Source organism: Mycobacterium sp. IDUB_37 (assembly GCF_055419245.1).
In genome coordinates, this window is record NZ_JBVAXG010000001.1 from 1264023 (window position 1) to 1288359 (window position 24337).

The following is a 24337-nucleotide window of genomic DNA, read 5'->3' on the forward strand; positions in this document are numbered from 1 at the left end:
TGGCTATAGAGGCCCGCAGTTGCGGACCGAACTTGTCGGTGGCCGCTGATATACCTCAGTTCATGCTTAGCTCGGGTCTCCCGGCCATCTTCGCCGGATCTAAGACTGTGATCTGCGACACGCCGAAGACGTGCGCACAGATAGCTTACGACCTGCGAATTTCAGAAATGTTATTCAGAACATGTAGTAGCTCTTCTCGTAGTCACCCCCTAGGTGTAGTGTTTCGCAGACCGGCAGATCCCAGGTTCACCGAGTCCCGACCGGCCAAGCGGGGCACGACGAGCTTCCCGGAATCGGCGGACATCTCGAGCCTGGCCGGCCCGGGAAAGTCGCCACAGGACGGGAATCTGGGAGCCCGCCGGAGCGCTGAACAAAGTGCATATGTATTGCCCAAGTCGTTGCCAGTCCCGTTAACCTCCCACCTACGTATAAGGAGCGGTACGCCCATGAGCATCACCGTTTACACCAAGCCCGCTTGCGTGCAGTGCGTCGCCACCTATAAGGCGCTGGACAAGCAGGGCGTCACATACACAAAGGTCGACATCACCTTGGACACCGAGGCGCGCGACTATGTGATGGCCCTCGGCTACCTGCAGGCTCCCGTTGTGGTGACCGAGAGCGACCACTGGTCCGGGTTCCGGCCCGACCGCATCAAGGCACTCGCCGATTCCGCGATCAGCGCCTAGTGCCTAAGTAATCAGACAGGGGGTTGCGGTGCCATGGAGATCACGGAACCCAACTGCAATCTGGTCTATTTCTCCAGCGTCTCGGAGAACACCCATCGCTTCGTGCAGAAGCTGGGTGTTCCGGCGACGCGGATTCCGCTGCATGGCCGCATTGAGGTTGACGAGCCGTACGTGCTGGTTCTGCCCACGTACGGCGGCGGGCGAGTCACCCCGAACATCAACGATGGTGGCTACGTCCCCAAGCAGGTCATTGCCTTTTTGAACAACGAGCACAACCGGTCGTTGATTCGGGGCGTCATCGCCGCGGGCAACAACAACTTCGGTGCTGAATTCGCGTACGCGGGCAATGTGGTCGCCCGTAAGTGCGACGTTCCATACCTCTACCGCTTCGAACTGATGGGCACCGAGGACGACGTAGCCGCCGTCCGCGAGGGTCTTGCCGAATTTTGGAAGGAAAAGACGTGTCACCAACCGTCATTGCAGAGCCTGTAACCTCCGGCAAGCACGCTGATACCGGCGAAACGGATTACCACGCGCTCAACGCGATGCTGAATCTGTACGACGCCGACGGCAAGATTCAGTTCGACAAAGACGTGCTCGCCGCGCGCCAGTACTTCCTGGAGCACGTCAACCAGAACACCGTCTTCTTCCACAATCAGGACGAGAAGCTCGACTACCTGATCCAAAAGGACTACTACGAGCGTGAGGTCCTCGACCAGTACTCGCGCAACTTCGTCAAAACGCTGCTGGACCGGGCCTACGCCAAGAAGTTCCGTTTCCCGACGTTCCTGGGCGCGTTCAAGTACTACACCTCCTACACGCTGAAGACGTTCGACGGGAAGCGCTTCCTGGAGCGCTTCGAAGACCGGGTCGTCATGGTCGCGCTCACGTTGGCCTCCGGCGACACTGGACTGGCTGAAAAGCTGGTGGATGAGATCATCGATGGTCGTTTCCAGCCGGCCACCCCGACGTTCTTGAACTCGGGCAAGAAGCAGCGCGGCGAGCCGGTGAGCTGCTTCTTGCTTCGTATCGAGGACAACATGGAGTCGATCGGGCGCTCGATCAACTCCGCGCTGCAGCTGTCCAAGCGCGGCGGCGGAGTTGCGTTGCTGCTCAGTAACATTCGTGAGCACGGCGCGCCGATCAAGAACATCGAGAACCAGTCGTCGGGCGTCATCCCGATCATGAAGCTGCTCGAGGACTCCTTCTCCTACGCCAACCAACTCGGTGCGCGCCAGGGTGCCGGCGCGGTGTACCTCAACGCCCACCACCCCGACATCTACCGCTTCCTGGACACCAAGCGGGAAAACGCCGACGAGAAGATCCGGATCAAGACGCTGAGCCTGGGCGTGGTGATTCCGGACATCACCTTCGAGCTGGCCAAGAACAACGAAGACATGTACCTGTTCTCGCCCTATGACGTGGAGCGGGTCTACGGAGTGGCGTTCGCCGACATCTCGGTGACCGAAAAGTACTACGAGATGGTCGACGACGGCCGCATCCGCAAGACCAAGATCAAGGCGCGGGAGTTCTTTCAGACGCTCGCCGAGCTGCAGTTCGAGTCCGGCTATCCGTACATCATGTATGAGGACACGGTGAATCGGGCCAACCCCATCGAGGGCAAGATCACCCACTCGAACCTGTGCTCGGAGATCCTGCAGGTGTCCACGCCATCGTTGTTCAACGACGACCTGTCCTATGCCAAAGTGGGCAAGGACATTTCGTGCAACCTGGGGTCACTGAACATCGCTAAGACGATGGACTCGCCGGACTTCGCCCAGACGATCGAGGTCTCGATCCGCGCGCTGACCGCAGTGAGCGACCAGACGCACATCACCTCTGTGCCGTCAATCGAGCAGGGCAACAACGACTCCCACGCGATCGGGCTCGGGCAGATGAACCTGCACGGTTACCTGGCTCGCGAAGGCATCTTCTACGGATCCGAAGAAGGCATCGACTTCACCAACATCTACTTCTATTCGGTGCTCTACCACGCGCTGCGGGCGTCGAACCGGATTGCGATCGAACGTGGTTCGCACTTCAAGGGTTTCGAGCGGTCCAAGTACGCGTCGGGAGAGTTCTTCGACAAGTACACCGACGAGGCCTGGGAGCCGGCGACCGAGAAGGTGCGCCAGCTCTTCGCCGACGCGGGCATCCGGATCCCGAACCAGGACGACTGGAAGCGGCTCAAGGAGTCGGTACAGAAGCACGGCATTTACAACCAGAACCTGCAGGCGGTGCCGCCCACCGGGTCGATCTCCTACATCAACCACTCCACGTCGTCGATCCACCCGATCGTGTCGCGGGTGGAGATCCGCAAGGAAGGCAAGATCGGCCGCGTCTATTACCCGGCGCCGTTCATGACCAACGAGAACCTGGAGTACTACCAGGACGCGTACGAGATCGGCTACGAGAAGATCATCGACACCTATGCCGCGGCCACCCAGCATGTGGATCAGGGGCTGTCGCTGACGTTGTTCTTCAAGGACACGGCCACCACCCGCGACGTCAATAAGGCGCAGATTTACGCGTGGCGCAAGGGGATCAAGACGCTTTACTACATCCGACTGCGTCAGATGGCGCTGGAGGGGACCGAGGTCGAGGGCTGCGTCAGCTGCATGCTTTAAGCAGCGCAAGGAAATGTAGAAAACGGGTCACTCATTTCCTGACACTCCTGCGGGGGTCGGACACTTACTGCGCCTTGACACCGCGAGGCGCAGGTCAGCTCTCCCGAGCGTTTTCCGCATGCGCCGCCTTGATGCGCCGCTGCTCGTTCAGCACCGCTCGGTAGCTTTCGCGCTCGGCGACCAGCCACTCCGGCTTGTCCTTGAGCAGCGCGTCGATCTGTTCGGTGGTGAGCGCGTCGACGATGCCGCCGCGGGCGAGGCCGGAGATTGAGACGCGCAGCTTGGCCGCCACCAGGTTCTTCGGATGCGGCCCCTCCTTGCGCAGTGTCTCGAGCCACTGCGGCGGATCCGCGTGCAGGGCTGCGAGTTCGGCGCGGGTGATCGCGCTTGCCTGGAATTCGGCGGGCGTCGCGGGTAGGTAGACGTCCAGCTTCTTCGCCGCGGTGGCCGGCTTCATCGACTGCGCGCTAGGCCTGCTCATGGCAGCAGCCTATCGCTAGCCTGGTGCTGTGGCCTCGCCCTCACTGCCCACTCCGCCCTGCTTGACCCTCGGGTACGTCCCGGGCGCGACGCCGGCGAAGTGGGCCAGGATCTGGGCTGAGCGGCACCCGGAGGTCCCGCTGCGGCTACACCCCGTTGCCGCGGCGGACGCGGTTGCCCATTTGCGGAACGGCGTCGTCGACGCGGCGATGCTTCGGTTGCCGGCGGACACCACCGACCTGGCTGTCATACCCCTGTACGAGGAGACGACGGTGGCCGTGGTGCCGGCCGGTCATCTGCTCACCGCGGTCGATGAAATCACCGCCACGGACCTCGACGACGAGCCGGTCCTGCTGCCACTCGACGACGTCCTTGCCTGGGCGCAGGTCCCCGGAATCCGGGTCGACCACCGACCCGAAACCACCAATGAAGCAATAGAACTAGTCGCGGCGGGGATGGGTGCGCTCATCGTTCCGCAATCACTGGCGCGGCTGTACCACCGCAAGGACCTCACCTACCGCCCGATCACCGATGCGCCCACTTGCGCCGTGGCGCTCGCGATCCTAGAAGGGCCGCAGCCGGAATTGGTTGAGGAACTCATCGGTGTGGTGCGCGGCCGCAAACCCACTTCATCGCGCGGGCGGACCCAACCGGCGCCCAAACGCACTGCGCGAGAGAAGTCCCTCGCCAAGCAGGCTGCCCGCGCCGCCGCGGGCAAAGCGGCCAGCAAGCCCGCCCGAGCCGAACGCGGCCGACGCTGACCTCATTGGCGCCAAACCGCGCCGGCGTCGATCCGCTTGCCCTAGGTGTTCGCCGGTGCGGGCGGAAAATTGCATGCCACCGTTAGGGACCGCGGCACGTGCGATTCCGTCATCAGTGGTCGTCGTTCCGGCGGCGCGGGCGGTCCGACTTAGCTCAGACGTGGCGACCACTGTGGGTCTGCCCTGGTCAGCGGCCGCAACACGGTATGGTGCTTGACGTGGTGAGAGTGCCCCGACCCTCTATACCGATACCTCATCCCTCGGCACCGAAGCCCGGGGTGAAAGTCGACGCGCGCAGCGAACGCTGGCGCGAACATCGCAAAAAGGTGCGCGCCGAGATCGTCGACGCGGCTTTCCGGGCGATCGACCGGTTGGGTCCCGAGCTCAGTGTGCGCGAGATCGCCGAGGAGGCCGGCACTGCCAAGCCGAAGATCTACCGGCATTTCACCGACAAGTCCGACCTGTTCCTAGCCATCGGGGAACGACTGCGCGACATGTTGTGGGGTGCGATCTTCCCGTCGATCAACCTGGCCACCGACTCGGCGCGTCAGGTCATCCAGCGTGCCGTCGAAGAGTTCGTCAGCCTGCTTGACCAGCACCCCAACGTGATGCGGGTCTATATCGGGGGCAGCTCCAGCGCGCAGTCCAAGGAAACGGTGCGGACCTTCAATGAAGGGCGCGAGATCACGCTGACCATCGCCGAGATGTTCAGTAACGAACTTCGCGACATGGAGTTGAATAAGGCGGCGATGGAACTCGCCGCGTTCTCCGCGTTCGGGTGCGCGGCGTCGGCCACCGAATGGTGGCTGGGTCCCGAGCCGGACAGTCCACGCGCCATGACGCGTGAGCAGTTCGTCACCCAGCTGACGACCATCATGATGGGCATCATCATCGGCACCGCCGAAACGATGGGCATCAACCTGGATCCCGACAAGCCCATCCACCACGCCCTGGCTGCCCCGCGGCCCTGAGTTCGGACCGCGTTGACATCGCTGTGGCGATGGGCAACACTCGGATATACCCGATACCCGGGGTACTGGGTATCTACATCCCGACGACCGGGTATCTGCAGTGCAGGTAGGCGCCTGTTTCCCGCGGACGCACCCGCCAACACCGGCCACAACAGGAGAGTCCCACCATGACTGATGTCGTGTCCCCGGCCACTGAGGAAGCCGCGAAACCGCAGGGCAAGCCGATACACACCCGCACCATCATCATCGGCACCGGTTTCTCCGGCCTGGGTATGGCCATCGCGCTGCAGAAGCAGGGGGTGGATTTCCTCATCCTGGAGAAGGCCGGCGACATTGGCGGCACCTGGCGCGACAACAGCTACCCCGGCTGCGCCTGCGACATCCCGTCACACCTTTACTCCTTCTCGTTCGAGCCGAAGCCGGACTGGAAGAACCCCTTCTCCTTCCAGCCCGAGATCTGGGATTACCTCAAGGGAGTCACCGAGAAGTACGGGCTGCGCCGCTACGTCGAGTTCAATTCGACGGTCGACCGCGCCTACTGGGACGACGACGAATACCGGTGGCATGTGTTCACCACCGACGGGCGTGAGTACGTCGGCCAGTTCCTGGTCTCGGGGGCCGGAGCGCTGCATATCCCGTCCTTCCCGAACATAGAAGGCCGCGAGGACTTCGGCGGTGCCGCCTTCCACTCCGCGCAGTGGGACCACAGCGTCGATATCACCGGCAAGCGGGTGGCCATCATCGGCACGGGTGCAAGCGCGATCCAGATCGTGCCCGAGATCGTCGGCGACGTCGCCGAACTTCAGCTCTACCAACGCACTCCGCCGTGGGTGGTGCCGCGCTCCAACCCGGAGATTCCGAAGTCGCTGCGCTCGGCGATGGAGAACGTCCCCGGTCTGCGGGCGTTGGTGCGACTGGTGATCTATTGGGGACAGGAGGCGCTGGCATTCGGCATGACCAAGCGCCCCAACGCACTGAAATTCATTGAGGTGTACTGCAAGTGGAATATCTTCCGTGCGGTGCGAGATCGCGAGCTGCGTCGCAAACTGGTGCCTAACTACCGCATCGGCTGCAAGCGCATTCTGAATTCCTCGAAATATTACGCAGCACTGGCCAGCCCGAACGCCGAGGTGATCACCGAGGGAATCAGCCGGATCACGAAGGACGGGATCGTCACCGACGACGGTCGGGAACGGCCGGCCGATGTGATCGTCTACGCCACCGGCTTCCACGTCACCGACTCCTACACCCACGTCCAGATCAAGGGACGCGGCGGCGAGGACCTGGTGGACCGGTGGAACACCGAGGGCATCGGCGCGCACTGGGGCATCACCGTCGCGAACATGCCCAACCTGTTCTTCCTGCTCGGCCCGAACACCGGCCTGGGCCACAACTCGGTCGTGTTCATGATCGAATCCCAGATCCGCTATGTGGCCGACGCAATTGCCAAGTGCGACAAGCGCGGTGCGCAGGCGCTGGCTCCGACGCGCGAAGCTCAGGACCGGTTCAACGAGGAGCTACAGAAGCAGCTCTCCCGCTCGGTGTGGAACAGCGGTGGCTGCGCCAGTTGGTATCTCGACGAGCACGGCAGGAATACGGTGCTCTGGGGCGGCTACACCTGGCAGTACTGGCGGGACACCCGCAAGATCAAGCCCGCCGAGTACGAGTTCCTCGCGGTCGGCAACGGCTCCGGGGCTAAGCGCGCCGCGGTGGTCGCATAGCGCGGGAGTTGTTAGCCGGCACACACGCTCGGACACTGGGGTTGGATTGACCCAACCAGTGGTACTACTGCCGGGTGATGCGGAAGCTGTGGGCCATTCTGGTCGCGCTCACGGTCACCGCGTGCGGCCACAACGACGCTGCGTCGATGCACGCCGGGGTGACCACCACCGGAATGCTGCCGGCCGGAGTGCCCACCGAGGGCGATCGGCCACCGGCCAATGGGTTGCCGTCGGCGGCTGAACCGCAAAAAGGGCCATCGCTTCGCAGCGAGACGCCGATCGGACGGACCATCCCGGTAGGCAATACGCCAGAAGGCATCGTGGTCGACGCACGAACGCGCACGGTCGCCGTCGCGACTCACGACCCTAACGAATTGGTCCTGATGGATGCGGAGTCCGGCGCCATCAATCACCGAATCCCGTTGCCGGGCAGGGTTCGTCATCTCCAACTCGCGGCACCGGGTGGTCCGGTGCTGGTGCCGGTGGAGTCTGCGGATTCCCTGGTGCGGGTCAATCTGCCGCAGGGGCCGGCGCAAGCGCCGATCAAAACCGGCACCGAGCCCCACGACGCCGTTGAGGCATCCAACGGCACCGTCTTCGTCGCCAATGAGCTTGGCGGCACGGTGACAGTGCTGCGCGGCGAACAGATTGTGAAGGTCTTCACCGACAGCGTCCAGCCGGCCGGCTCGGCGGCCACCGGAACCGCCGTCGGTGTGCTGGATGTCCGCAAGAACGATCTCACGGTGTACGACGCCGATCGGCTGACCATCCTGGGTTCGACGCCGGCGGGCTCGGGACCAACGCATCTGGTCGCCGATCGGCACGGGAGGATGATCGCGACCGACACCCGCGGCAACGCGATCCGGGTGTTCACCCCGTTGCCCACGCCACGAGAGGTGGCCAGCGTCGACCAGCCGGGCGGTCCGTACGGTATCGCCTACGATGCCACTCGCGACCGGCTGTGGGTGGCGTCCTCGGGGACCAACGAGGTCATCGGCTACGACATGAGCGAGCCGAATCCCAAACTCGTACAGCGGTTTCCGACGGTGCAGAATCCCTACACGCTGAGCGTCGACTCGAACACCGGCAGATTGTTCATCGCCGGAATGTCTGCTGGTGTCGTGCAAATCATCGATGTGCCGACCGGTTAAATCGCGGGCGCTCGGGTACTCGCCGCTGCATGAGAGCTGTTGTATACAAAGGCGCGCACGATGTAGCGGTCGAGGAAGTCCCCGATGCCGCGATCGAGCGGCCCACCGATGCCGTCGTTAAGATCACGGCGACCAACATCTGCGGCTCTGACCTGCACATGTACGAGGGTCGCACGGAGCTGGAACCGGGAACCGTTATCGGTCACGAAAACCTCGGTGAGATAGTCGAGGTGGGCTCCGGTGTGCAGAGCCTCAAGCGTGGTGACCGGGTCTGCCTGCCGTTCAACGTCAGTTGCGGATTCTGCGAGAACTGCGAGCGGGGGCTGACCGGCTTCTGTCTCACCGTCAACCCCGGCGCGGCCGGCGGCGCGTACGGATACGCGAATATGGGCCCCTACAGCGGGGGACAGGCCGAATACCTTCGGGTACCGTTCGCCGATTTCAATGCGTTGCAACTTCCCGAAGACAGCGTCGATAAAGAGAACGACTACGTGATGCTCGCCGACATCTTCCCGACCGGCTGGCACGGAACCCGGCTGGCCAGAATGCAGCCCGGCGACAGTGTCGCGGTATGGGGCGCCGGACCGGTTGGGCTCATGGCCGCGTACTCCGCCGAAATTCAAGGTGCTGCACAGGTTTTCGTCGTCGACCATATCGCCGAACGGTTGGGACTGGCCGAGAAGTTCGGCGCCATCGGTGTCGATTCGAGCAAAGTCGACCCGGTCGAGTACATCAAGGAAGCCACCGGTGGGCAAGGCGTGGACCGTGGTGTGGAAGCTGTCGGCTATCAGGCCCACGACTCCTCTGGCACCGAACGATCGAATATCACGATGAACGCGCTCGTCGACGTCGTCCGGCCGACCGGCGGGATCGGGGTGGTGGGTGTATTCCTGCCCGAAGACCCCGGCGCCACAGACGAATTGGCGAAGGAAGGCAAGATGGCATTCGACTTCGGCACCTTCTTCTTCAAGGGGCAGACAATTGCGTCCGGTCAGGCCAACGTCAAGAACTACAACCGGTACCTGCGCCAGCTGATATTGCACGACAAGGCAACTCCGTCCCAGTTGGTGTCGCACAACCTGGGTTTGAGCGATGCGCCAGATGCGTACCGCCACTTCGATAATCGCGATAAGGGCTGGACAAAGGTAGTGCTCAACCCCGGCAAGGGGTGAGTTGTGACCAGTCCCGCCTCGACCATGAAGTTCGTCCGCCGGGGGACCGGCAAGCCGTTGCTGCTGGTTCACGGACTCGGATCCAGCTGGCGCAACTGGGATTTGGTGCTTCCGATGCTGTCAACGCATCGGGAAGTCGTCGCAGTGGATCTGCCCGGCTTCGGCGACAGCCCGCCTCCGTCGGGTGAGGTGACCGTCGCGTCGCTGACCGATGCCGTCCAAGGATTCATTGCCGCACACGGACTCGGCGATGTAGACGTGGTGGGCAGCTCGATGGGCGCCAGGATGGTGTTGGAGATGGCCCGCCGCGGCCACGCCGGGACAGTGGTGGCGTTTGATCCCGGCGGATTCTGGACGGACAACCAGTTGAAGGTGTTCGGCGCGACGGTCGGGGCGTCGATCGGGTTGGTGCGTCACATTCAACCGGTGCTGCCCGCGCTGACCAGCAGCAAGGTGGGAAGGACCGCCCTGCTCTTGCAGTTCTCGGCGAAGCCGTGGCAGTTGCCGGCCGAACTGGTGCTGCAGGAGCTACGCAGCTTCGCCCGCGCCACGCGTGTCGACGAGGCGCTGCACGCGCTGGTCCACGGGCCGAAGCAGGAAGGCTCAGCCTCGCTGAACGGCAGAGTGATCATCGGATGGGGCCGCAAGGACCGAGTGACGCTGCCAAGCCAGGCCGAGCGCGCACTGGAACTGTTCCCGGACGCCAAGTTGCATTGGTTCGACGACTGCGGCCATTTTCCGCATTGGGACCAGCCCGAACGCGCTGCTCAGCTCATTCTGGCAGCGACATGAGGCGACACGGCGGCGACACGCGAAAAACACAACTTGTTGTGTTGCGTCAGCTTGTCGGACACCAGGGGTAGTGTCTGAGACCTAAGCGCGTCCGGCCGTAGCCGGTACGAATTGGCACCTGGCGAAGTGGGGTTCTGGTGACTGGAAATGCAAAGCTGATCGACCGCGTCTCGGCGATCAACTGGAACCGTCTGCAGGACGAAAAAGACGCGGAAGTCTGGGACCGGTTGACCGGCAACTTCTGGCTGCCCGAGAAGGTGCCGGTTTCCAACGACATCCCGTCCTGGGGCACGTTGACCCCCAACGAGAAGCAGCTGACCATGCGGGTCTTCACCGGCCTGACCATGCTCGACACCATCCAGGGCACCGTCGGTGCGGTCAGCCTGATTCCGGACGCGCTGACCCCGCACGAGGAGGCGGTGTACACCAACATCGCGTTCATGGAGTCGGTGCACGCCAAGAGCTACAGCCAGATCTTCTCCACGCTGTGTTCCACAGCCGAGATCGACGACGCGTTCCGCTGGTCGGAGGAGAACCCCAACCTGCAGCGCAAAGCCGAGATCGTGCTCGAGTACTACCGCGGCGACGAACCGCTCAAGCGCAAGGTGGCCTCCACGCTGCTGGAGAGCTTCCTGTTCTACTCCGGGTTCTACCTGCCGATGTACTGGTCGAGCCGGGCCAAGTTGACCAACACCGCCGACATGATCCGGCTGATCATCCGCGATGAGGCGGTGCACGGCTACTACATCGGCTACAAGTACCAGCGCGGGTTGGCTCTGGAAGATGAGGCCAAGCGCAACGAGCTCAAGGACTACACCTACGAGCTGCTGTTCGAGCTGTACGACAATGAGGTCGAGTACACCCAGGACCTCTACGACGACGTCGGGCTGACCGAGGACGTGAAGAAGTTCCTGCGCTACAACGCCAACAAGGCGTTGATGAACCTCGGTTACGAGGCTCTGTTCCCGCGCGACGAGACCAACGTGAACCCGGCGATTCTGTCGGCGCTCTCACCCAACGCCGACGAGAACCACGACTTCTTCTCCGGGTCGGGGTCGAGCTACGTGATCGGCAAGGCCGTTGTTACCGAGGACGAGGACTGGGACTTCTAAAGCCGCAGTTCGGGAGTGACCGGTCACCGATCGGGTAACACTGCGGAATGGTTTCAGTTTCGCGCACCTTTACGGTCAACGCCCCGCCCGGCGTCGTGATCGATTACCTCAAGGATTTCTCCAACGCCGAAGAGTGGGATCCGGGCACGCAACGGTGCACCCCCAACGAGAGCGGACCGCCGGTCGTCGGCGCGACGTGGCACAACGTGTCGAAAATAATGGGTGTATCCACCGAATTGACCTACACGCTGGAAGATTTGACCGATACGAGGCTGGTCTTCGTCGGTGAGAACAAGACGGCAACCTCAACCGACACCATCTCCGTCGCCCCGGCCACCGAGGGGTCGGAGATCACCTACCGTGCCGATCTCACGATGCACGGCGCCGCCGCGCTATTCGCGCCGGCAATGAAGCTGGTATTCGAAAAGCTGGCCGGTGACACCAAGCAGCAGATGACCCGGGTCCTCAACGGGCTTCCTGCCACTTCCTGAGTTCTACGTCCTCAGTTCGGCGAACCGGACGGGCCGGCTCCCAGTCCGTTGTCCGCCAGGTAGGTGACCACGTACCACCGCCGCTGCGGCGCGTCGTAGGCATCGGTAGCCGTGGCCCGCTCCAATCGGACATCGGTCAGGTGCGGGTTCTGTGCGCGGACAGAGTCTTCGAGCGCGGCATGCAGCGCATCCCCGGTGAGGGTCGCACCTGCAAGCGCCTTTCCTTCGTATCGTGTCCAACTCACGGCATCCATTTTGCTCCGCGCGGCGAGCCCCAAGGTCTTGAACCGCCGTGTGGTCGAGCAGTGAACGGCACATGAATTGTCTTTCCAGTTTGCTGCCGTTGCTGGCGCCGCAAGTGGCGCCTTCGTGACACTGAAGAAATGACCAGTACCGCAGCTAAGTCCTCTTCGTCATTGTCGGCGTCCTTCAACAGCGTGGTGGAGTGGCTCACGGCCGGTTACCCAGAGGGTGTTCCAGGACCTGACCGGGTGCCGCTGCTTGCGCTGCTGCGCAGTACCCCGCTGACCGATGACCAAATCCGACAGGTGGTGCGCAACATCACCGCCGAAGGGTCGACGGCCACCGCCGACGGTGTGATCGATCGCGACGAGATCGAGGAATTCATCTCCGGCGTCACCAATCATGACGCCGGTCCGGAGAACATCCAGCGCGTGGCCGGCATCCTGGCTACCGCCGGTTGGCCGTTGGCCGGCATCACTGGTTTCGAGGACAGCAGGAGCGACGCTTCTGCCTGAGCCTCGCGCCAGCATTCGTTGCGCGGACGCTTGATGCTTGGCTTCGTTATTGGTGCATACGCTGCGCTTTCGGTCCAAATCACCTGGATCGGGGCGTGAACGAAACGTGAATTGTGCGATTACTTCAGTGGCAAAGTGTTGCTGCGGACGGCCCAGCCGAGAAACTAGTGGGGTGTCGAAAAGCCCACACTCTCCGGCGGCGTTCTTCCGCTCAGTAGTCAGCTATCTCCAGATCAGCTACCCCGACGGCGTTCCCGGGCCCGACCGGATCCCGCTGCTCGAACTGCTCCGCAGCACCCCGCTCAGCGAGGATGAGATCGAGGATGCGGTCGACGAGATCGACGAGATTCCCGAGGATGACAGCCGCGACGTGATCGCGGAATTCATCGCCAACATGTCGCACATCGACGCCAGCCCGGAGGGGGTCGCCCGAGTGGCGGCAAAGCTCGCCGCCGCCGGGTGGCCACTGGCCGGAATTTCTGACTTCGTCCACGCCGAGGACGACGGCGCCCCGAACGTAGCCGTAGCTAGCTCACAGGCTTGAGACGTCTCACAGGGTCGAGATATCTATGACGAACCGGTAGCGGACGTCGCTGGCGAGCACCCGCTCGTACGCCTCGTTGACGTAATCGGCGTCGATGACCTCGATCTCAGGCGTCACGTTGTGTTCGGCGCAAAAGTCCAGCATTTCCTGGGTCTCCGCGATCCCGCCGATGTTGGACCCGGAGAGGCTGCGCCGGGCCAGCGCCAGCGGGAACGCGGGCACCTCCATGGGGTGCTCGGGGATGCCCAGTTCGACCAGGGTGCCGTCGACGTCGAGCAGGCTGAGGTAGTCGCCCAGCTTCAAGTTCGCCGAGACGGTGTTGAGAATCAGATCGAAGCTGCTGCGCAGTTTCTTGAAGGTGGCCGGGTCAGAGGTGGCGTAGTAGTGGCTGGCGCCCAGTCGCAGCCCGTCTTCCATCTTCTTCAGCGACTGCGACAGCACGGTCACCTCCGCGCCCATCGCTACGCCGAGCTTCACGCCGACGTGACCCAACCCGCCGAGGCCGATGACCGCCAGTCGCGTGCCGGGCCCGGCCTTCCAGTGCCGCAGCGGCGAGAACAAGGTGATACCCGCGCAGAGCAGCGGCGCCGCGGCGTCCAACGGCAGCGAGTCGGGGATGCGCACCACGAAGTTCTCGTTCGTGACGACGGCCTGGCTGTAGCCGCCATAGGTCGGGGTGCCGTCCTTATCGATCGAGTTGTAGGTGAACGTAGCGCCCGGCTTGCAGTACTGCTCAAGCCCCGCCTTGCAGCTGCTGCACTCTCCGCAGGAGTTCACCATGCAGCCCACGCCGGCGTGGTCGCCCACCTTGAACTTGGTCACCTCGGAACCGACGGCGGTCACCACCCCGGCGATCTCGTGACCGGGAACCACGGGGTAGTTCGGCACGCCCCATTCGGCTTTGACGGTGTGGATGTCGGAGTGGCAGATACCGGCGAACTTGATATCGATCGCGACATCGTGCGGGCCGGGGTCGCGACGCTCGATGGTGGTCTTGGTCAGTGGCTCGGTTGCCGACGTCGCGGCGTATGCGGAAACAGTGCTCATCTTCATCCTCTTCGGTTCGCTCTTCGGTCACTACGCGCTCTAATAAAGGTTAGCTAAGTTAAAAGTTTCGGGCCAGTCGCGGCGGTGCCGGGCGATCGGTTAGTTGATCGGGGCGTTGATCCAGCGCAGGTCGTTGACGATGCCGCGGGCCGCGATCAGTCCCTCGCCGGTCTGCCAGATTTCGTCGTTGACGATGAAGATCCGGTTGTCCCGGTTGGCGCCGAGTTTGCGCCACGGGTCGCTGTCGAGGATGGTGGCCGCGCGTTCGGCGGCAGCTTCGGAAGAGCAGGACACATAGATGATGTCGGCGTCGGCCGCGGAGAAGTCCGGATTCTTCGCCAGGTCGGCATCGGTGGTGCCGAATTCGATGTACGGCTTGTCGGTGAACCGCTGCGGTCCGGGCCGGTCCACTCCGACCGCGGCCAACACGCTGGCCGGGAAGTTGTTGGCTCCGTAGACCCGAAGGGCGTTGGTGGTCAGCTGAACAACCGACACCTGGAAGTGGGCCGCGTCGTGTTTGGTGCCGACGTCGGTCGCGCGCTTTTTGAATCCGTCGACCAGGGAGTCGGCGGCGGCACCCCGAGCGGTGGCGGCGCCCACGCCACGCAAATTGTCCTCCCAGGCGGCTCCGGGAGCGGCGGTGAACACGGTCGGCGCGATCGCCGCCAACTGCGGGTACAACGACGGCGTCAGGGCAGCCGAGCCCAGGATCAGGTCCGGGTGGGCCGCCGCAACGGCCTGCAGATCCGGTGAGTTGCGCGAACCGACGCCGGGTGCGTCATGCACCGCCTTGCCCAGGTAGGACGGTTGGCTCTTCGAGCCGTCGGGCAGGGCAGCGGCGACGACCCGGGATTGAAGGCCCAGCGCGCACAGCGCATCGAGTTGATCGCCGGAGAGCACCACGATGCGCTGCGGGTCGGCCGGCACCTGCGCTTCGCCCGGGTTGACCCCCGCCGCGTTGCGCGCAGTCCGGGTCGCCGGACCCGGGTCAGACGGGGCGGCATCATGTGCGCACGACTCGTCGGGTTTGCGATCGTTTCCCAGCACCCCTGCATTCGCGATCTGCGTAGTGGGCGTGACCATCGACCGCGATGCGGCCGGGGATTTATCGCCGCCGCACGCGCTGCACGTCAGGACCAGCGCCGCCAGCAGGGAAGCGAGTGGCGCTGCGGCCAGGGTTGATCGAAGGCCGGATTGCACGTGTCCGACGTTAACATCCGGCCAGGCCGGTCCAGATCCGCCGAGCACCGAGACTGCACTGACGTCGCCGACACTGCGGCAGCAGCGCTGATCTGCGTCAGGACGCGATCTGGGCGCAGTTTCGGCGCCATAGATTCAGGCTCGCGGCGTCTGCAGAACGTGATCTGTCGACCCGAGCGGAACGACGCGAAAAAACCAATTACGACAGTTTGTAGGACCAGACCTTCCGCCGTCGGGATAGCGGGCTAAGATTCCATCTACGTATTGGTTTTCCGCCCAGTATTGGTGTGCCCCTGTCCGGATGGATGTTTGGAGGAGCTGTTGACAGCCGAAGCGCCCCCCTTGGGAGAACTCGAGGCAGTCCGCCCGTACCCGGCTAGGACCGGTCCCAAAGGGAACCTTGTCTACAAGCTGATTACGACGACCGATCACAAGCTGATCGGCATCATGTACTGCGTCGTGTGCTTCATCTTCTTCTTCATCGGCGGGCTGCTGGCCCTGCTGATGCGGGCGGAGCTGGCGGCACCGGGTCTGCAGTTCTTGTCGAATGAGCAGTACAACCAGCTGTTCACCATGCACGGCACGATCATGTTGCTGTTCTACGCAACCCCGATCGTGTTCGGCTTCGCCAACCTGGTGCTGCCGCTGCAGATCGGCGCACCCGACGTCGCGTTCCCGCGGCTCAACGCGTTCTCGTTCTGGCTGTTCCTGTTCGGCGCCACCATCGCGATCGCGGGCTTCATCACTCCCGGCGGAGCCGCCGACTTCGGCTGGACCGCCTACACCCCGTTGACCGACGCGATCCACTCACCCGGGCCCGGCGGCGACTTCTGGATCATGGGTCTGGCGGTTGCCGGTCTGGGCACCATCCTGGGTGCGGTCAACATGATCACCACCGTGGTGTGCATGCGCGCGCCCGGCATGACCATGTTCCGGATGCCGATCTTCACCTGGAACATCCTGGTGACGTCGATCCTGGTGCTGATCGCCTTCCCGCTGCTGACGGCCGCGCTGTTCGGCCTGGCTGCCGACCGGCACCTGGGAGCGCACATCTACGACCCGGGCAACGGCGGAGTGCTGCTGTGGCAGCACCTGTTCTGGTTCTTCGGCCACCCCGAGGTGTACATCATCGCGCTGCCGTTCTTCGGGATCGTCTCGGAGATCTTCCCGGTGTTCTCCCGCAAGCCGATCTTCGGTTACACCACGCTGGTTTACGCGACACTCTCGATCGCGGCGCTGTCCGTGGCGGTGTGGGCGCACCACATGTTCGCGACCGGCGCTGTGTTGCTGCCGTTCTTCTCCTTCATGACGTACCTGATCGCCGTGCCCACCGGAATCAAGTTCTTCAACTGGATCGGCACCATGTGGAAGGGCCAGTTGACCTTCGAGACGCCGATGCTCTTCTCGGTCGGCTTCCTGCTCACCTTCCTGCTCGGAGGCCTGACCGGTGTGCTGCTGGCCAGCCCGCCGTTGGACTTCCACGTCACCGACAGCTACTTCGTCGTCGCGCACTTCCACTACGTGCTGTTCGGCACCATCGTGTTCGCCACCTACGCCGGCATCTACTTCTGGTTCCCGAAGATGACCGGCCGCCTGCTCGACGAGCGGCTGGGCAAGCTGCACTTCTGGCTGACGTTCATCGGTTTCCACACCACGTTCCTGGTGCAGCACTGGCTGGGTGACGAGGGCATGCCGCGCCGCTACGCCGACTACCTGCCGAGCGACAACTTCCAAGGGCTGAACATGGTCTCCACCTGTGGAGCCTTCATCCTGGGCGCGTCGATGTTCCCCTTCGTGTGGAACGTGTTCAAGAGCTGGCGCTACGGCGAGGTCGTGACGGTCGACGACCCGTGGGGTTACGGCAACTCGCTGGAGTGGGCGACCAGTTGCCCGCCGCCGCGGCACAACTTCACCGAACTGCCCCGGATCCGTTCCGAGCGTCCGGCATTCGAACTGCACTACCCGCACATGGTGGAGCGGATGCGCGCTGAATCGCACGTCGGTCGCGCGCACGGTGAAGAGGGCCACGACGTCACTCGACTAGACGACGCCACCGTCCGCTCCTGATGTACCGGGGGTGCAACCGCGGGTGACCAGGTCACCCAATGTGTCGGCGCTGATCACAGTCTCCGGCCGGGATCAGCCTGGCGTGACGTCGGCGCTCTTCGAGGTGCTGGGTCGGCACGGCGTTGAGTTGCTCAACGTCGAACAGGTAGTCATCAGGGCGCGCCTGACGCTTGGCGTGCTGGTGTCGTGTCCGCTGGAAGTCGCGGACGGCTCCGCCTTGCGCGACGACGTGCAAGCCGCGATCCGGGACCTGGGTCTCGACGTCACGATCGAGCGCAGCGACGACCTGCCGATCATCCGTGATCCGTCCACCCACACCATCGTCGTGCTGGGCCGGCCGATCACTGCGGAGGCGTTCGGCGCGCTCGCCCGGGAAATCGCCGCCCTGGGCGTCAACATCGACTTCATCCGGGGCGTCTCGGACTATCCGGTCACCGGCCTGGAGCTGCGAGTGTCGGTGCCGCCGGGTGCTTACCGCCCGCTGCAGAGCGCGCTGACGAAGGTGGCCGCCGCCGAACAGGTGGACGTGGCGGTCGAGGACTACGGCCTGGCCTGGCGCACCAAGAGGCTAATCGTCTTTGACGTCGACTCCACTCTCGTTCAGGGCGAGGTCATCGAGATGCTGGCGGCCCGCGCCGGCGCTCAAGGCAAAGTCGCGGCGATCACCGAGGCCGCCATGCGCGGCGAACTGGACTTCGCGGAATCACTGGAACAGCGGGTGGCGACCCTGGCGGGGCTGCCCGCCTCGGTGATCGACGAGGTCGCCGACCAGTTGGAACTGATGCCGGGCGCTCGGACCACGCTGCGCACGTTGCAGCGGTTGGGATTTCGCTGCGGAGTGGTCTCCGGTGGCTTCCGGCGCATCATCGAACCGCTGGCCGAGGAATTGAAGCTGGACTTCGTCGCCGCCAATGAACTGGAGATCGTCGACGGCATCCTCACCGGCCGCGTCGCCGGCACGATCGTCGACCGGCCTGGCAAAGCCACCGCGCTCCGCGCGTTCGCGAAGCAGTACGGGGTGCCGATGGAGCAGACCGTCGCGGTGGGCGACGGCGCCAACGACATCGACATGCTGGCGGCGGCGGGCATGGGGGTGGCATTCAACGCCAAGCCCGCGCTGCGTGAGGTGGCCGATGCTTCGTTGAGCCACCCCTACCTGGACACCGTGCTGTTTCTGCTCGGCGTGACCCGCGGAGAGATCGAAGCCGCCGATGCGGTGGACGGCGTGGTGCGCCGCGTCGATATCCCCGCCGAGTAGCGCTCGCGGGGGTAGGCGACCCGGCAGCGGTCGCGGTGCCCGGGTACGGCACGATGATCGGGTGCCCGAAATCGGTCCTGAAAGCGGCCCCGCCAAAGGCGAATACGAGGCCGATCCTGATCTTCTGCTCGACTTCCGAAATGTGTCGCTGCGCCGCGGTGGCCGCACCCTGGTCGGTCCGCTGGATTGGGCCGTCGAACTCGACGAGCGCTGGGTAATCATCGGTCCCAACGGCGCCGGCAAGACCTCGTTGCTGCGCATCGCGGCGGCATCCGAGCACCCGTCGTCCGGTGTCGCCTTCGTGTTGGGGGAGCGACTCGGCCGCGTCGACGTCAGTGAGCTGCGTGCGCGGATCGGGCTGAGCTCGTCGGCGTTGGCGCAGCGCATACCGGGCGACGAAGTGGTGCGTGATCTCGTGGTCTCGGCCGGCTACTCGGTGCTGGGCCGGTGGCGGGAGCCCTACGAGGACGTCGACTACCGGCGCGCGGTCGACATGCTGGAGAGCCTGGGTGCCGAGCACCTCGCCAATCGCACCTACGGGACGCTGTCCGAAGGTGAACGCAAACGGGTGTTGATCGCCCGTGCCTTGATGACGGATCCGGAGCTGCTGCTACTCGACGAACCGGCCGCGGGCCTGGACCTTGGCGGCCGCGAGGAGCTGGTGGCCCGCCTCACCGATTTGGCCGCCGACCCGGACGCGCCCGCGCTGGTGCTTGTCACCCATCACGTCGAGGAGGTGCCGCCGGGCTTCAGTCACTGCTTGCTCCTGTCGGAGGCCAACGTGGTGGCATCTGGTCTGTTGCCCGACGTGCTGACAGCGGAGAACCTCTCCACGGCATTCGGCCAGCGGATCGCACTCGACTTTGTGGACGGGCGATATTTCGCCCGTCGGGTGCGCACCCGCGCTGCGCATCGGAGGCAGAAGTGACCGAGCCTTACATCCCGCTACCGACCCGGCCCGCGGCCACCGTGATGCTGGTCCGCGACACTGCCAAAGGCCTGAAGATCTTTCTGATGCGGCGGCACTCCAAGATGGAGTTCGCCCCCGGCGTGATCGTTTTTCCCGGCGGTGGCGTCGACGAACGGGACCGCAACGCCGACATCGCATGGGCAGGTCCGCCGCCGCAGTGGTGGGCGCAGCGGTTCGGCATCGAGACCGATCTGGCCATCGCGCTGGTCTGCTCGGCGGCGCGGGAAACGTTCGAGGAATCGGGCGTGCTCTTTGCAGGCCCGGCCAACGATCCGGACAGTATTGTGCGCGACGCCTCGGTCTACGCCGACGCTCGCCGTGCCCTGGACGACCGGACGCTGTCCTTCGCGGACTTCCTGCGCAACGAAAACCTGGTGCTGCGCTCAGACTTGTTGCGGCCCTGGGCAAACTGGGTCACGCCGGAGGCCGAGCGCACCCGTCGTTACGACACCTACTTCTTCGTGGCAGCGCTACCCGAGGGACAGCGCGCCGACGGCGACAACACCGAATCCGACCTGGCCGGCTGGGCTTTTCCGCGAGACGCCATCGACGAATTCGAGGGCGGCCGCAATGTGCTGCTGCCGCCGACCTGGACCCAGCTGGATTCGCTGGCCGGCGACCGCACCGTCGCCGATGTGCTGGCCGTCGAACGTCAAATCGTGCCCGTGCAGCCGCTGCTCGAGAAGCGGGGCGACAACTGGGTATTCGAGTTCTTTGACTCCGAGCGCTACCACCGGGCCCGCGAAAAGGGCGGATCCATGGACTGGCCACTATGAGTGCGCGTTGAGCGAGTTCGTGAGCGTCGTAGTCAGCGACGGTTCCCAGGATGCCGGCTTGGCCATGCTGCTGATTTCCCGGCCGCCGACCAACGCGATGACCCGGCAGGTCTACCGGGAGGTCGTCGCAGCGGCTGATGAACTGGGCCGGCGCGACGACGTGGCTGCGGTGATTCTGTTCGGTGGCCACGAGATCTTCTCCGCTGGTGACGATGTGCCCGAACTGCAGACGCTGAACCCGCCGGAAGCCGGTACCGCCGCCCGAGTCCGACGTCAGGCCATCGACGCCGTGGCGGCGATCCCAAAGCCGACGGTGGCCGCCATCACCGGATACGCGCTGGGCGCCGGCCTCACGCTGGCTTTAGCCGCCGACTGGCGGGTCAGTGGCGACAACGTGAAGTTCGGCGCGACCGAGATCCTGGCCGGTCTGATTCCAGGCGGCGGGGGAATGGCCCGACTTACGCACGTGGTCGGAACGAGCCGGGCCAAGGAATTGGTGTTCAGCGGACGCTTCTTCGATGCTGAGGAGGCATTGACGCTCGGCTTGATCGACGAGATGGTGGCTCCCGACAACGTCTACGACGCCGCCGCGGCGTGGGCCAGACGTTTTCTGGCCGGCCCGGCGCCCGCGCTGGCGGCGGCCAAAGCCGGAATCAACGCGGTCTACACACCCGAGCCGTCGGCCGCTGAAGAGCGCCGCTACGTCGAGGTGTTCGCCGCTGGTCGCGGTACTGGTCAAGGTGGTGGCGCGGAAAAGGATCGGCCGGGCGGTTAGGCTGCCCTTCATGACGAGGAGTACTGAAATCCCCGCGGATAATGCTGCGCCGAATCCCCACGCGACCGCGGAGCAGGTCGAAGCGGCCCGCCACGACAGCAAGCTCGCCCAGGTGCTCTACCACGACTGGGAAGCGGAGAGCTACGACGACAAGTGGTCGATCTCCTATGACCAGCGCTGCATCGATTACGCCCGGGGCCGGTTCGACGCCATTACGCCCGACGAGGTCATCGACGATCTGCCCTACGACCGCGCCTTGGAACTGGGCTGCGGCACCGGGTTCTTCCTGCTGAACCTGATCCAGGCCGGGGTGGCCCGGCGTGGTTCTGTCACGGACCTCTCACCCGGCATGGTCAAGGTCGCCACCCGCAACGGGCAGGCACTGGGCCTGGACATCGACGGCAGGGTCGCCGACGCTGAGGGCATCCCCTACGAGGACAACACCTTCGACCTGGTGGTCGGGCATGCCGTGCTGCACCACATTCCCGATGTCGAATTGTCGTTGCGCGAGGTCATCCGGGTACTCAAGCCGGGCGGCCGGTTCGTGTTCGCCGGCGAGCCGACCACCGTCGGCAACGGCTACGCCCGCAGGCTGGCCGACCTGACCTGGAACGTCACCATCCGCGCAGTCAAGCTGCCCGGGCTCGGCGGGTGGCGTCGGCCGCAGGCCGAAATCGACGAGAACTCGCGTGCCGCGGCCCTCGAGTGGATCGTCGACCTGCACACCTTCGAGCCCAGCGACCTCGAGCAGATGGCTACCAACGCCGGCGCGGTAGAAGTTGCGACCGCCAGTGAAGAGTTCACCGCCGCGATGTTCGGCTGGCCGGTTCGCACCTTCGAGTCGACGGTGCCGCCCGGCAAGCTCGGCTGGAACTGGGCGAAGTTCGCCTTCGGCGGGTGGCGGGCGTTGAGCTGGGTGGATGCCAACGTCTGGCGGCACGTCGCCCCGAAGGGCTGGTTTTACAACGTCATGATCACCGGAGTCAAGCCCTCCTGAGCAGTAGCGGGCTGCGCTTCACCTCGGACGACGTCACCTTTCTGCGCTCGCAGACCGGCGCCGAGGCGCTGGCGGTGGTCGCCGAACTCGAACTGACCGACGCGACCCGGATCGCGGACACCGCCGCTGCCCGGGCCCGATTCGGTGACCGGGCGCCGATGCTGATGGAGACGAGCCTGCTGCGCCGCAAAGCGCGGGAGAAGCTGGGCCGACTGGGTGACACGTCGCGCTGGCTGTTCACCGACGAGGCCCTGCAGCAGGCCACGACGGCGGCGGTGGCACTGCACCGCGCCGGCCGACTCGCTGGACGCGTCGTGCATGACGCGACCTGTTCGATCGGCACCGAACTGGCCGCGCTGAGCGGATCCGCGACCAGAGTGGTGGGCAGCGACATCGATCCGGTCCGGCTGGCGATGGCGCGCCACAATCTGGGCGTGACCGCCGACTTGTGTCGCGCCGACGCGCTGCGCCCGGTGACCCGGATGACGGCGGTCATCGTCGACCCGGCGCGGCGCAGCAGCGGCCGCCGCCGGTTCAGCCCTGATGATTACCGGCCCGCACTCGGTCCGCTGTTGGACTGCTACCGCGACCGGGATCTGGTCGTAAAGTGCGCTCCCGGAATAGATTTCGATGAGGTCGGCCGACTCGGGTTCGACGGTGAAATCGAGGTGACGTCCTATCGCGGGTCGGTCCGCGAGGCCTGTCTGTGGTCGGGTGGGTTGGCCGGTGTCGGTGTGCGCCGTCGTGCCAGCATCCTCGATCGGGGAGAGCAGATTACCGACTGCGACCCGGATGACTGCCCGGTGCGCCCGGCCGGGCGGTGGATCGTCGATCCCGACGGCGCCGTCGTCCGGGCCGGGTTGGTACGTCACTACGCGGCACGGCACGGCTTGTGGCAACTCGACGCCGACATCGCCTACCTCTCTGGCGACTGGCTGCCGCCGGGAGTGCGCGGATTCGAGGTGCTCGAGCAGCTGCCGTTCAATGAGCGGCGGCTGCGTCAGGCGCTGTCCGCGCACGACTGCGGGGCGCTGGAGATTCTGGTGCGCGGCGTTGCGGTGGATCCCGACGTCCTGCGCAAAAAGCTGCGGTTACGGGGTAGCGCGGCGCTATCGGTGGTCATCGCTCGCATCGGTTTCGGGGCCGCGAGCCAGGCCGTGGCATACGTTTGCTGTCCCTCTCGGTAACGCCGGGTACGCTGACGGCGATTATCTGGGTGGCGTGCTCACGCCTCCTTGGTGGCAAAAACTTGGTGTGGGAAAACTCGGTGTGTGAAGACGAGGACGACGATGCGTTATTTGATCGCGGCCGCGGTATCGGCGGCGGTGCTGGGCTCGGGAGGCTTGACGGGCTGGCAGGCGAAGGCCGCGCCGGCCTGTGACGGCCTCGGCGGCTCGGTCGAGGCCGGCCAGATCTGCCATATCCACCAGACCAGCCCCACCTACACGCTGGATATCACGTTCCCCGTCGATTACCCGGACGAGCAGGCGCTGACCGAATACATCACGCAGAACCGCGACGGATTCGTCAACGTTGCGGGTACCGGACGGCGCGACCAGCCGTACCAGATGGACGCCACCAACGAACAGCACACGGCCGGCCAACCGCCGCACAGCACCCGCAGCGTCGTGATGAAGTTCTTCCAGGACGTCGGCGGGGCGCGTCCGTCGAACTGGTACAAGGCCTTCAACTACAACCTGGGCACGAAGGCGCCCATCACCTTCGACACGCTGTTCGCGCCGAACGCCAACGCGCTCGACGCGATCTACCCGATCGTGCAGCGCGAGCTGGAGCGTCAGACCGGATTGGGTGTCGCCGTCTCGCCCGGCGCGGGTCACGACCCAACCAACTACCAGAACTTCGCCATCACCGACGACGCCCTGATCTTCTACTTCGCCCAGGGCGAATTGCTTCCGTCGTTCGCAGGCGCCACTCAGATCCAGGTGCCGCGCAACGCCATCCCGCCGCTGGCACTGTAAAG

The 24337-nt window shown here is 64.6% G+C and carries 25 protein-coding genes; 21 read left to right on the forward strand and 4 right to left on the reverse strand.

Annotated elements, in window-relative coordinates; all coding sequences use genetic code 11:
• The first annotated feature begins 446 nt into the window (after window positions 1-446).
• From nrdH to nrdE, 3 genes are read left to right on the forward strand one after another with little or no spacing between them, the layout of a single operon-like run.
• The gene (gene nrdH, locus ACZY1I_RS05935) at window positions 447-686 is read left to right on the forward strand and encodes a glutaredoxin-like protein NrdH (RefSeq protein ID WP_463753311.1); all 240 of its coding nucleotides are present in this window, start codon (window positions 447-449) and stop codon (window positions 684-686) included.
• A 33-nt stretch (window positions 687-719) separates the two neighbouring features.
• Complete coding sequence (nrdI, locus tag ACZY1I_RS05940; protein WP_463753312.1) at window positions 720-1178, forward strand: class Ib ribonucleoside-diphosphate reductase assembly flavoprotein NrdI; 459 nt, start codon at window positions 720-722, stop codon at window positions 1176-1178.
• On the forward strand, window positions 1148-3313 hold the full coding sequence (gene nrdE, locus ACZY1I_RS05945) for a class 1b ribonucleoside-diphosphate reductase subunit alpha (RefSeq protein WP_463753313.1): 2166 nt from the start codon (window positions 1148-1150) through the stop codon (window positions 3311-3313). The genes nrdI and nrdE overlap by 31 nt, the downstream gene beginning before the upstream one ends.
• 94 nt (window positions 3314-3407) lie before the next feature.
• On the opposite strand, the gene ACZY1I_RS05950 is transcribed toward nrdE, so the two are convergent.
• Window positions 3408-3794, reverse strand: coding sequence for a DUF5997 family protein (locus ACZY1I_RS05950; RefSeq protein ID WP_463753314.1), 387 nt, complete (start codon window positions 3792-3794; stop codon window positions 3408-3410).
• Window positions 3795-3822: 28 nt separating this feature from the next.
• Here ACZY1I_RS05950 and ACZY1I_RS05955 point away from each other — a divergent pair, with 28 nt between their 5' ends.
• From ACZY1I_RS05955 to ACZY1I_RS05990, 8 genes are all read left to right on the forward strand, one after another.
• Entirely contained in the window at window positions 3823-4554 is a 732-nt protein-coding gene (locus ACZY1I_RS05955) for a LysR family substrate-binding domain-containing protein (RefSeq protein ID WP_463753315.1), read from the forward strand.
• 218 nt (window positions 4555-4772) lie between these two features.
• Window positions 4773-5525 (forward strand): TetR/AcrR family transcriptional regulator, encoded by a 753-nt coding sequence (locus tag ACZY1I_RS05960; protein WP_463753316.1) that lies wholly within the window; start codon window positions 4773-4775, stop codon window positions 5523-5525.
• Between the two features lie 167 nt (window positions 5526-5692).
• Window positions 5693-7246, forward strand: a complete 1554-nt coding sequence (locus ACZY1I_RS05965; protein WP_463753317.1) for a flavin-containing monooxygenase — start codon at window positions 5693-5695, stop codon at window positions 7244-7246.
• A gap of 77 nt (window positions 7247-7323) precedes the next feature.
• The gene (locus ACZY1I_RS05970) at window positions 7324-8397 is read left to right on the forward strand and encodes a YncE family protein (RefSeq protein WP_463753318.1); all 1074 of its coding nucleotides are present in this window, start codon (window positions 7324-7326) and stop codon (window positions 8395-8397) included.
• Window positions 8398-8426: 29 nt separating this feature from the next.
• Window positions 8427-9569: a glutathione-independent formaldehyde dehydrogenase gene (locus ACZY1I_RS05975; protein WP_463753319.1), complete on the forward strand. Its 1143-nt coding sequence runs from the start codon at window positions 8427-8429 to the stop codon at window positions 9567-9569.
• A 3-nt stretch (window positions 9570-9572) separates the two neighbouring features.
• Complete coding sequence (locus tag ACZY1I_RS05980; RefSeq protein ID WP_463753320.1) at window positions 9573-10361, forward strand: alpha/beta fold hydrolase; 789 nt, start codon at window positions 9573-9575, stop codon at window positions 10359-10361.
• A gap of 137 nt (window positions 10362-10498) precedes the next feature.
• On the forward strand, window positions 10499-11473 hold the full coding sequence (nrdF, locus tag ACZY1I_RS05985) for a class 1b ribonucleoside-diphosphate reductase subunit beta (protein ID WP_463753321.1): 975 nt from the start codon (window positions 10499-10501) through the stop codon (window positions 11471-11473).
• 47 nt (window positions 11474-11520) lie between these two features.
• Window positions 11521-11964 carry an SRPBCC family protein gene (locus tag ACZY1I_RS05990; RefSeq protein ID WP_463753322.1) on the forward strand — a complete coding sequence of 148 codons (444 nt, stop codon included), beginning with the start codon at window positions 11521-11523 and terminating at the stop codon, window positions 11962-11964.
• Window positions 11965-11975: 11 nt separating this feature from the next.
• Here the strand turns inward: ACZY1I_RS05990 and ACZY1I_RS05995 are convergent, their stop codons facing one another.
• Window positions 11976-12209 carry a hypothetical protein gene (locus ACZY1I_RS05995; RefSeq protein WP_463753323.1) on the reverse strand — a complete coding sequence of 78 codons (234 nt, stop codon included), beginning with the start codon at window positions 12207-12209 and terminating at the stop codon, window positions 11976-11978.
• A gap of 138 nt (window positions 12210-12347) precedes the next feature.
• On the opposite strand from ACZY1I_RS05995, the gene ACZY1I_RS06000 reads away from it, so the two are divergent.
• Together ACZY1I_RS06000 and ACZY1I_RS06005 are read left to right on the forward strand one after the other, a co-directional pair.
• Entirely contained in the window at window positions 12348-12722 is a 375-nt protein-coding gene (locus ACZY1I_RS06000) for a DUF3349 domain-containing protein (protein WP_463753324.1), read from the forward strand.
• A gap of 172 nt (window positions 12723-12894) precedes the next feature.
• Window positions 12895-13266, forward strand: a complete 372-nt coding sequence (locus tag ACZY1I_RS06005) for a DUF3349 domain-containing protein (protein ID WP_463753326.1) — start codon at window positions 12895-12897, stop codon at window positions 13264-13266.
• A 6-nt stretch (window positions 13267-13272) separates the two neighbouring features.
• Here the strand turns inward: ACZY1I_RS06005 and ACZY1I_RS06010 are convergent, their stop codons facing one another.
• A complete protein-coding gene (locus ACZY1I_RS06010; RefSeq protein WP_463753327.1) occupies window positions 13273-14313 on the reverse strand; it encodes an NAD(P)-dependent alcohol dehydrogenase in 1041 nt (346 codons plus the stop codon).
• A 99-nt stretch (window positions 14314-14412) separates the two neighbouring features.
• Window positions 14413-15513 carry an iron-siderophore ABC transporter substrate-binding protein gene (locus ACZY1I_RS06015; protein WP_463753328.1) on the reverse strand — a complete coding sequence of 367 codons (1101 nt, stop codon included), beginning with the start codon at window positions 15511-15513 and terminating at the stop codon, window positions 14413-14415.
• A gap of 321 nt (window positions 15514-15834) precedes the next feature.
• On the opposite strand from ACZY1I_RS06015, the gene ctaD reads away from it, so the two are divergent.
• The 8 genes from ctaD (at window position 15835) to ACZY1I_RS06055 (ending at window position 24335) form a co-directional block, all read left to right on the forward strand.
• Window positions 15835-17580 (forward strand): aa3-type cytochrome oxidase subunit I, encoded by a 1746-nt coding sequence (gene ctaD / locus ACZY1I_RS06020; protein WP_463753329.1) that lies wholly within the window; start codon window positions 15835-15837, stop codon window positions 17578-17580.
• Window positions 17581-17620: 40 nt separating this feature from the next.
• Entirely contained in the window at window positions 17621-18838 is a 1218-nt protein-coding gene (gene serB, locus ACZY1I_RS06025; RefSeq protein WP_463753330.1) for a phosphoserine phosphatase SerB, read from the forward strand.
• 61 nt (window positions 18839-18899) lie between these two features.
• On the forward strand, window positions 18900-19766 hold the full coding sequence (locus tag ACZY1I_RS06030) for an ABC transporter ATP-binding protein (protein ID WP_463753331.1): 867 nt from the start codon (window positions 18900-18902) through the stop codon (window positions 19764-19766).
• Between the two features lie 44 nt (window positions 19767-19810).
• Complete coding sequence (locus ACZY1I_RS06035; RefSeq protein ID WP_463753535.1) at window positions 19811-20584, forward strand: NUDIX hydrolase; 774 nt, start codon at window positions 19811-19813, stop codon at window positions 20582-20584.
• 7 nt (window positions 20585-20591) lie between these two features.
• Window positions 20592-21359: an enoyl-CoA hydratase gene (locus ACZY1I_RS06040; protein ID WP_463753332.1), complete on the forward strand. Its 768-nt coding sequence runs from the start codon at window positions 20592-20594 to the stop codon at window positions 21357-21359.
• 10 nt (window positions 21360-21369) lie between these two features.
• Window positions 21370-22356, forward strand: a complete 987-nt coding sequence (locus ACZY1I_RS06045) for a class I SAM-dependent methyltransferase (RefSeq protein WP_463753333.1) — start codon at window positions 21370-21372, stop codon at window positions 22354-22356.
• 11 nt (window positions 22357-22367) lie between these two features.
• A complete protein-coding gene (locus ACZY1I_RS06050; RefSeq protein ID WP_463753536.1) occupies window positions 22368-23543 on the forward strand; it encodes a THUMP-like domain-containing protein in 1176 nt (391 codons plus the stop codon).
• 102 nt (window positions 23544-23645) lie between these two features.
• Window positions 23646-24335: an esterase gene (locus ACZY1I_RS06055; RefSeq protein WP_463753334.1), complete on the forward strand. Its 690-nt coding sequence runs from the start codon at window positions 23646-23648 to the stop codon at window positions 24333-24335.
• Window positions 24336-24337 lie beyond the last annotated feature (2 nt).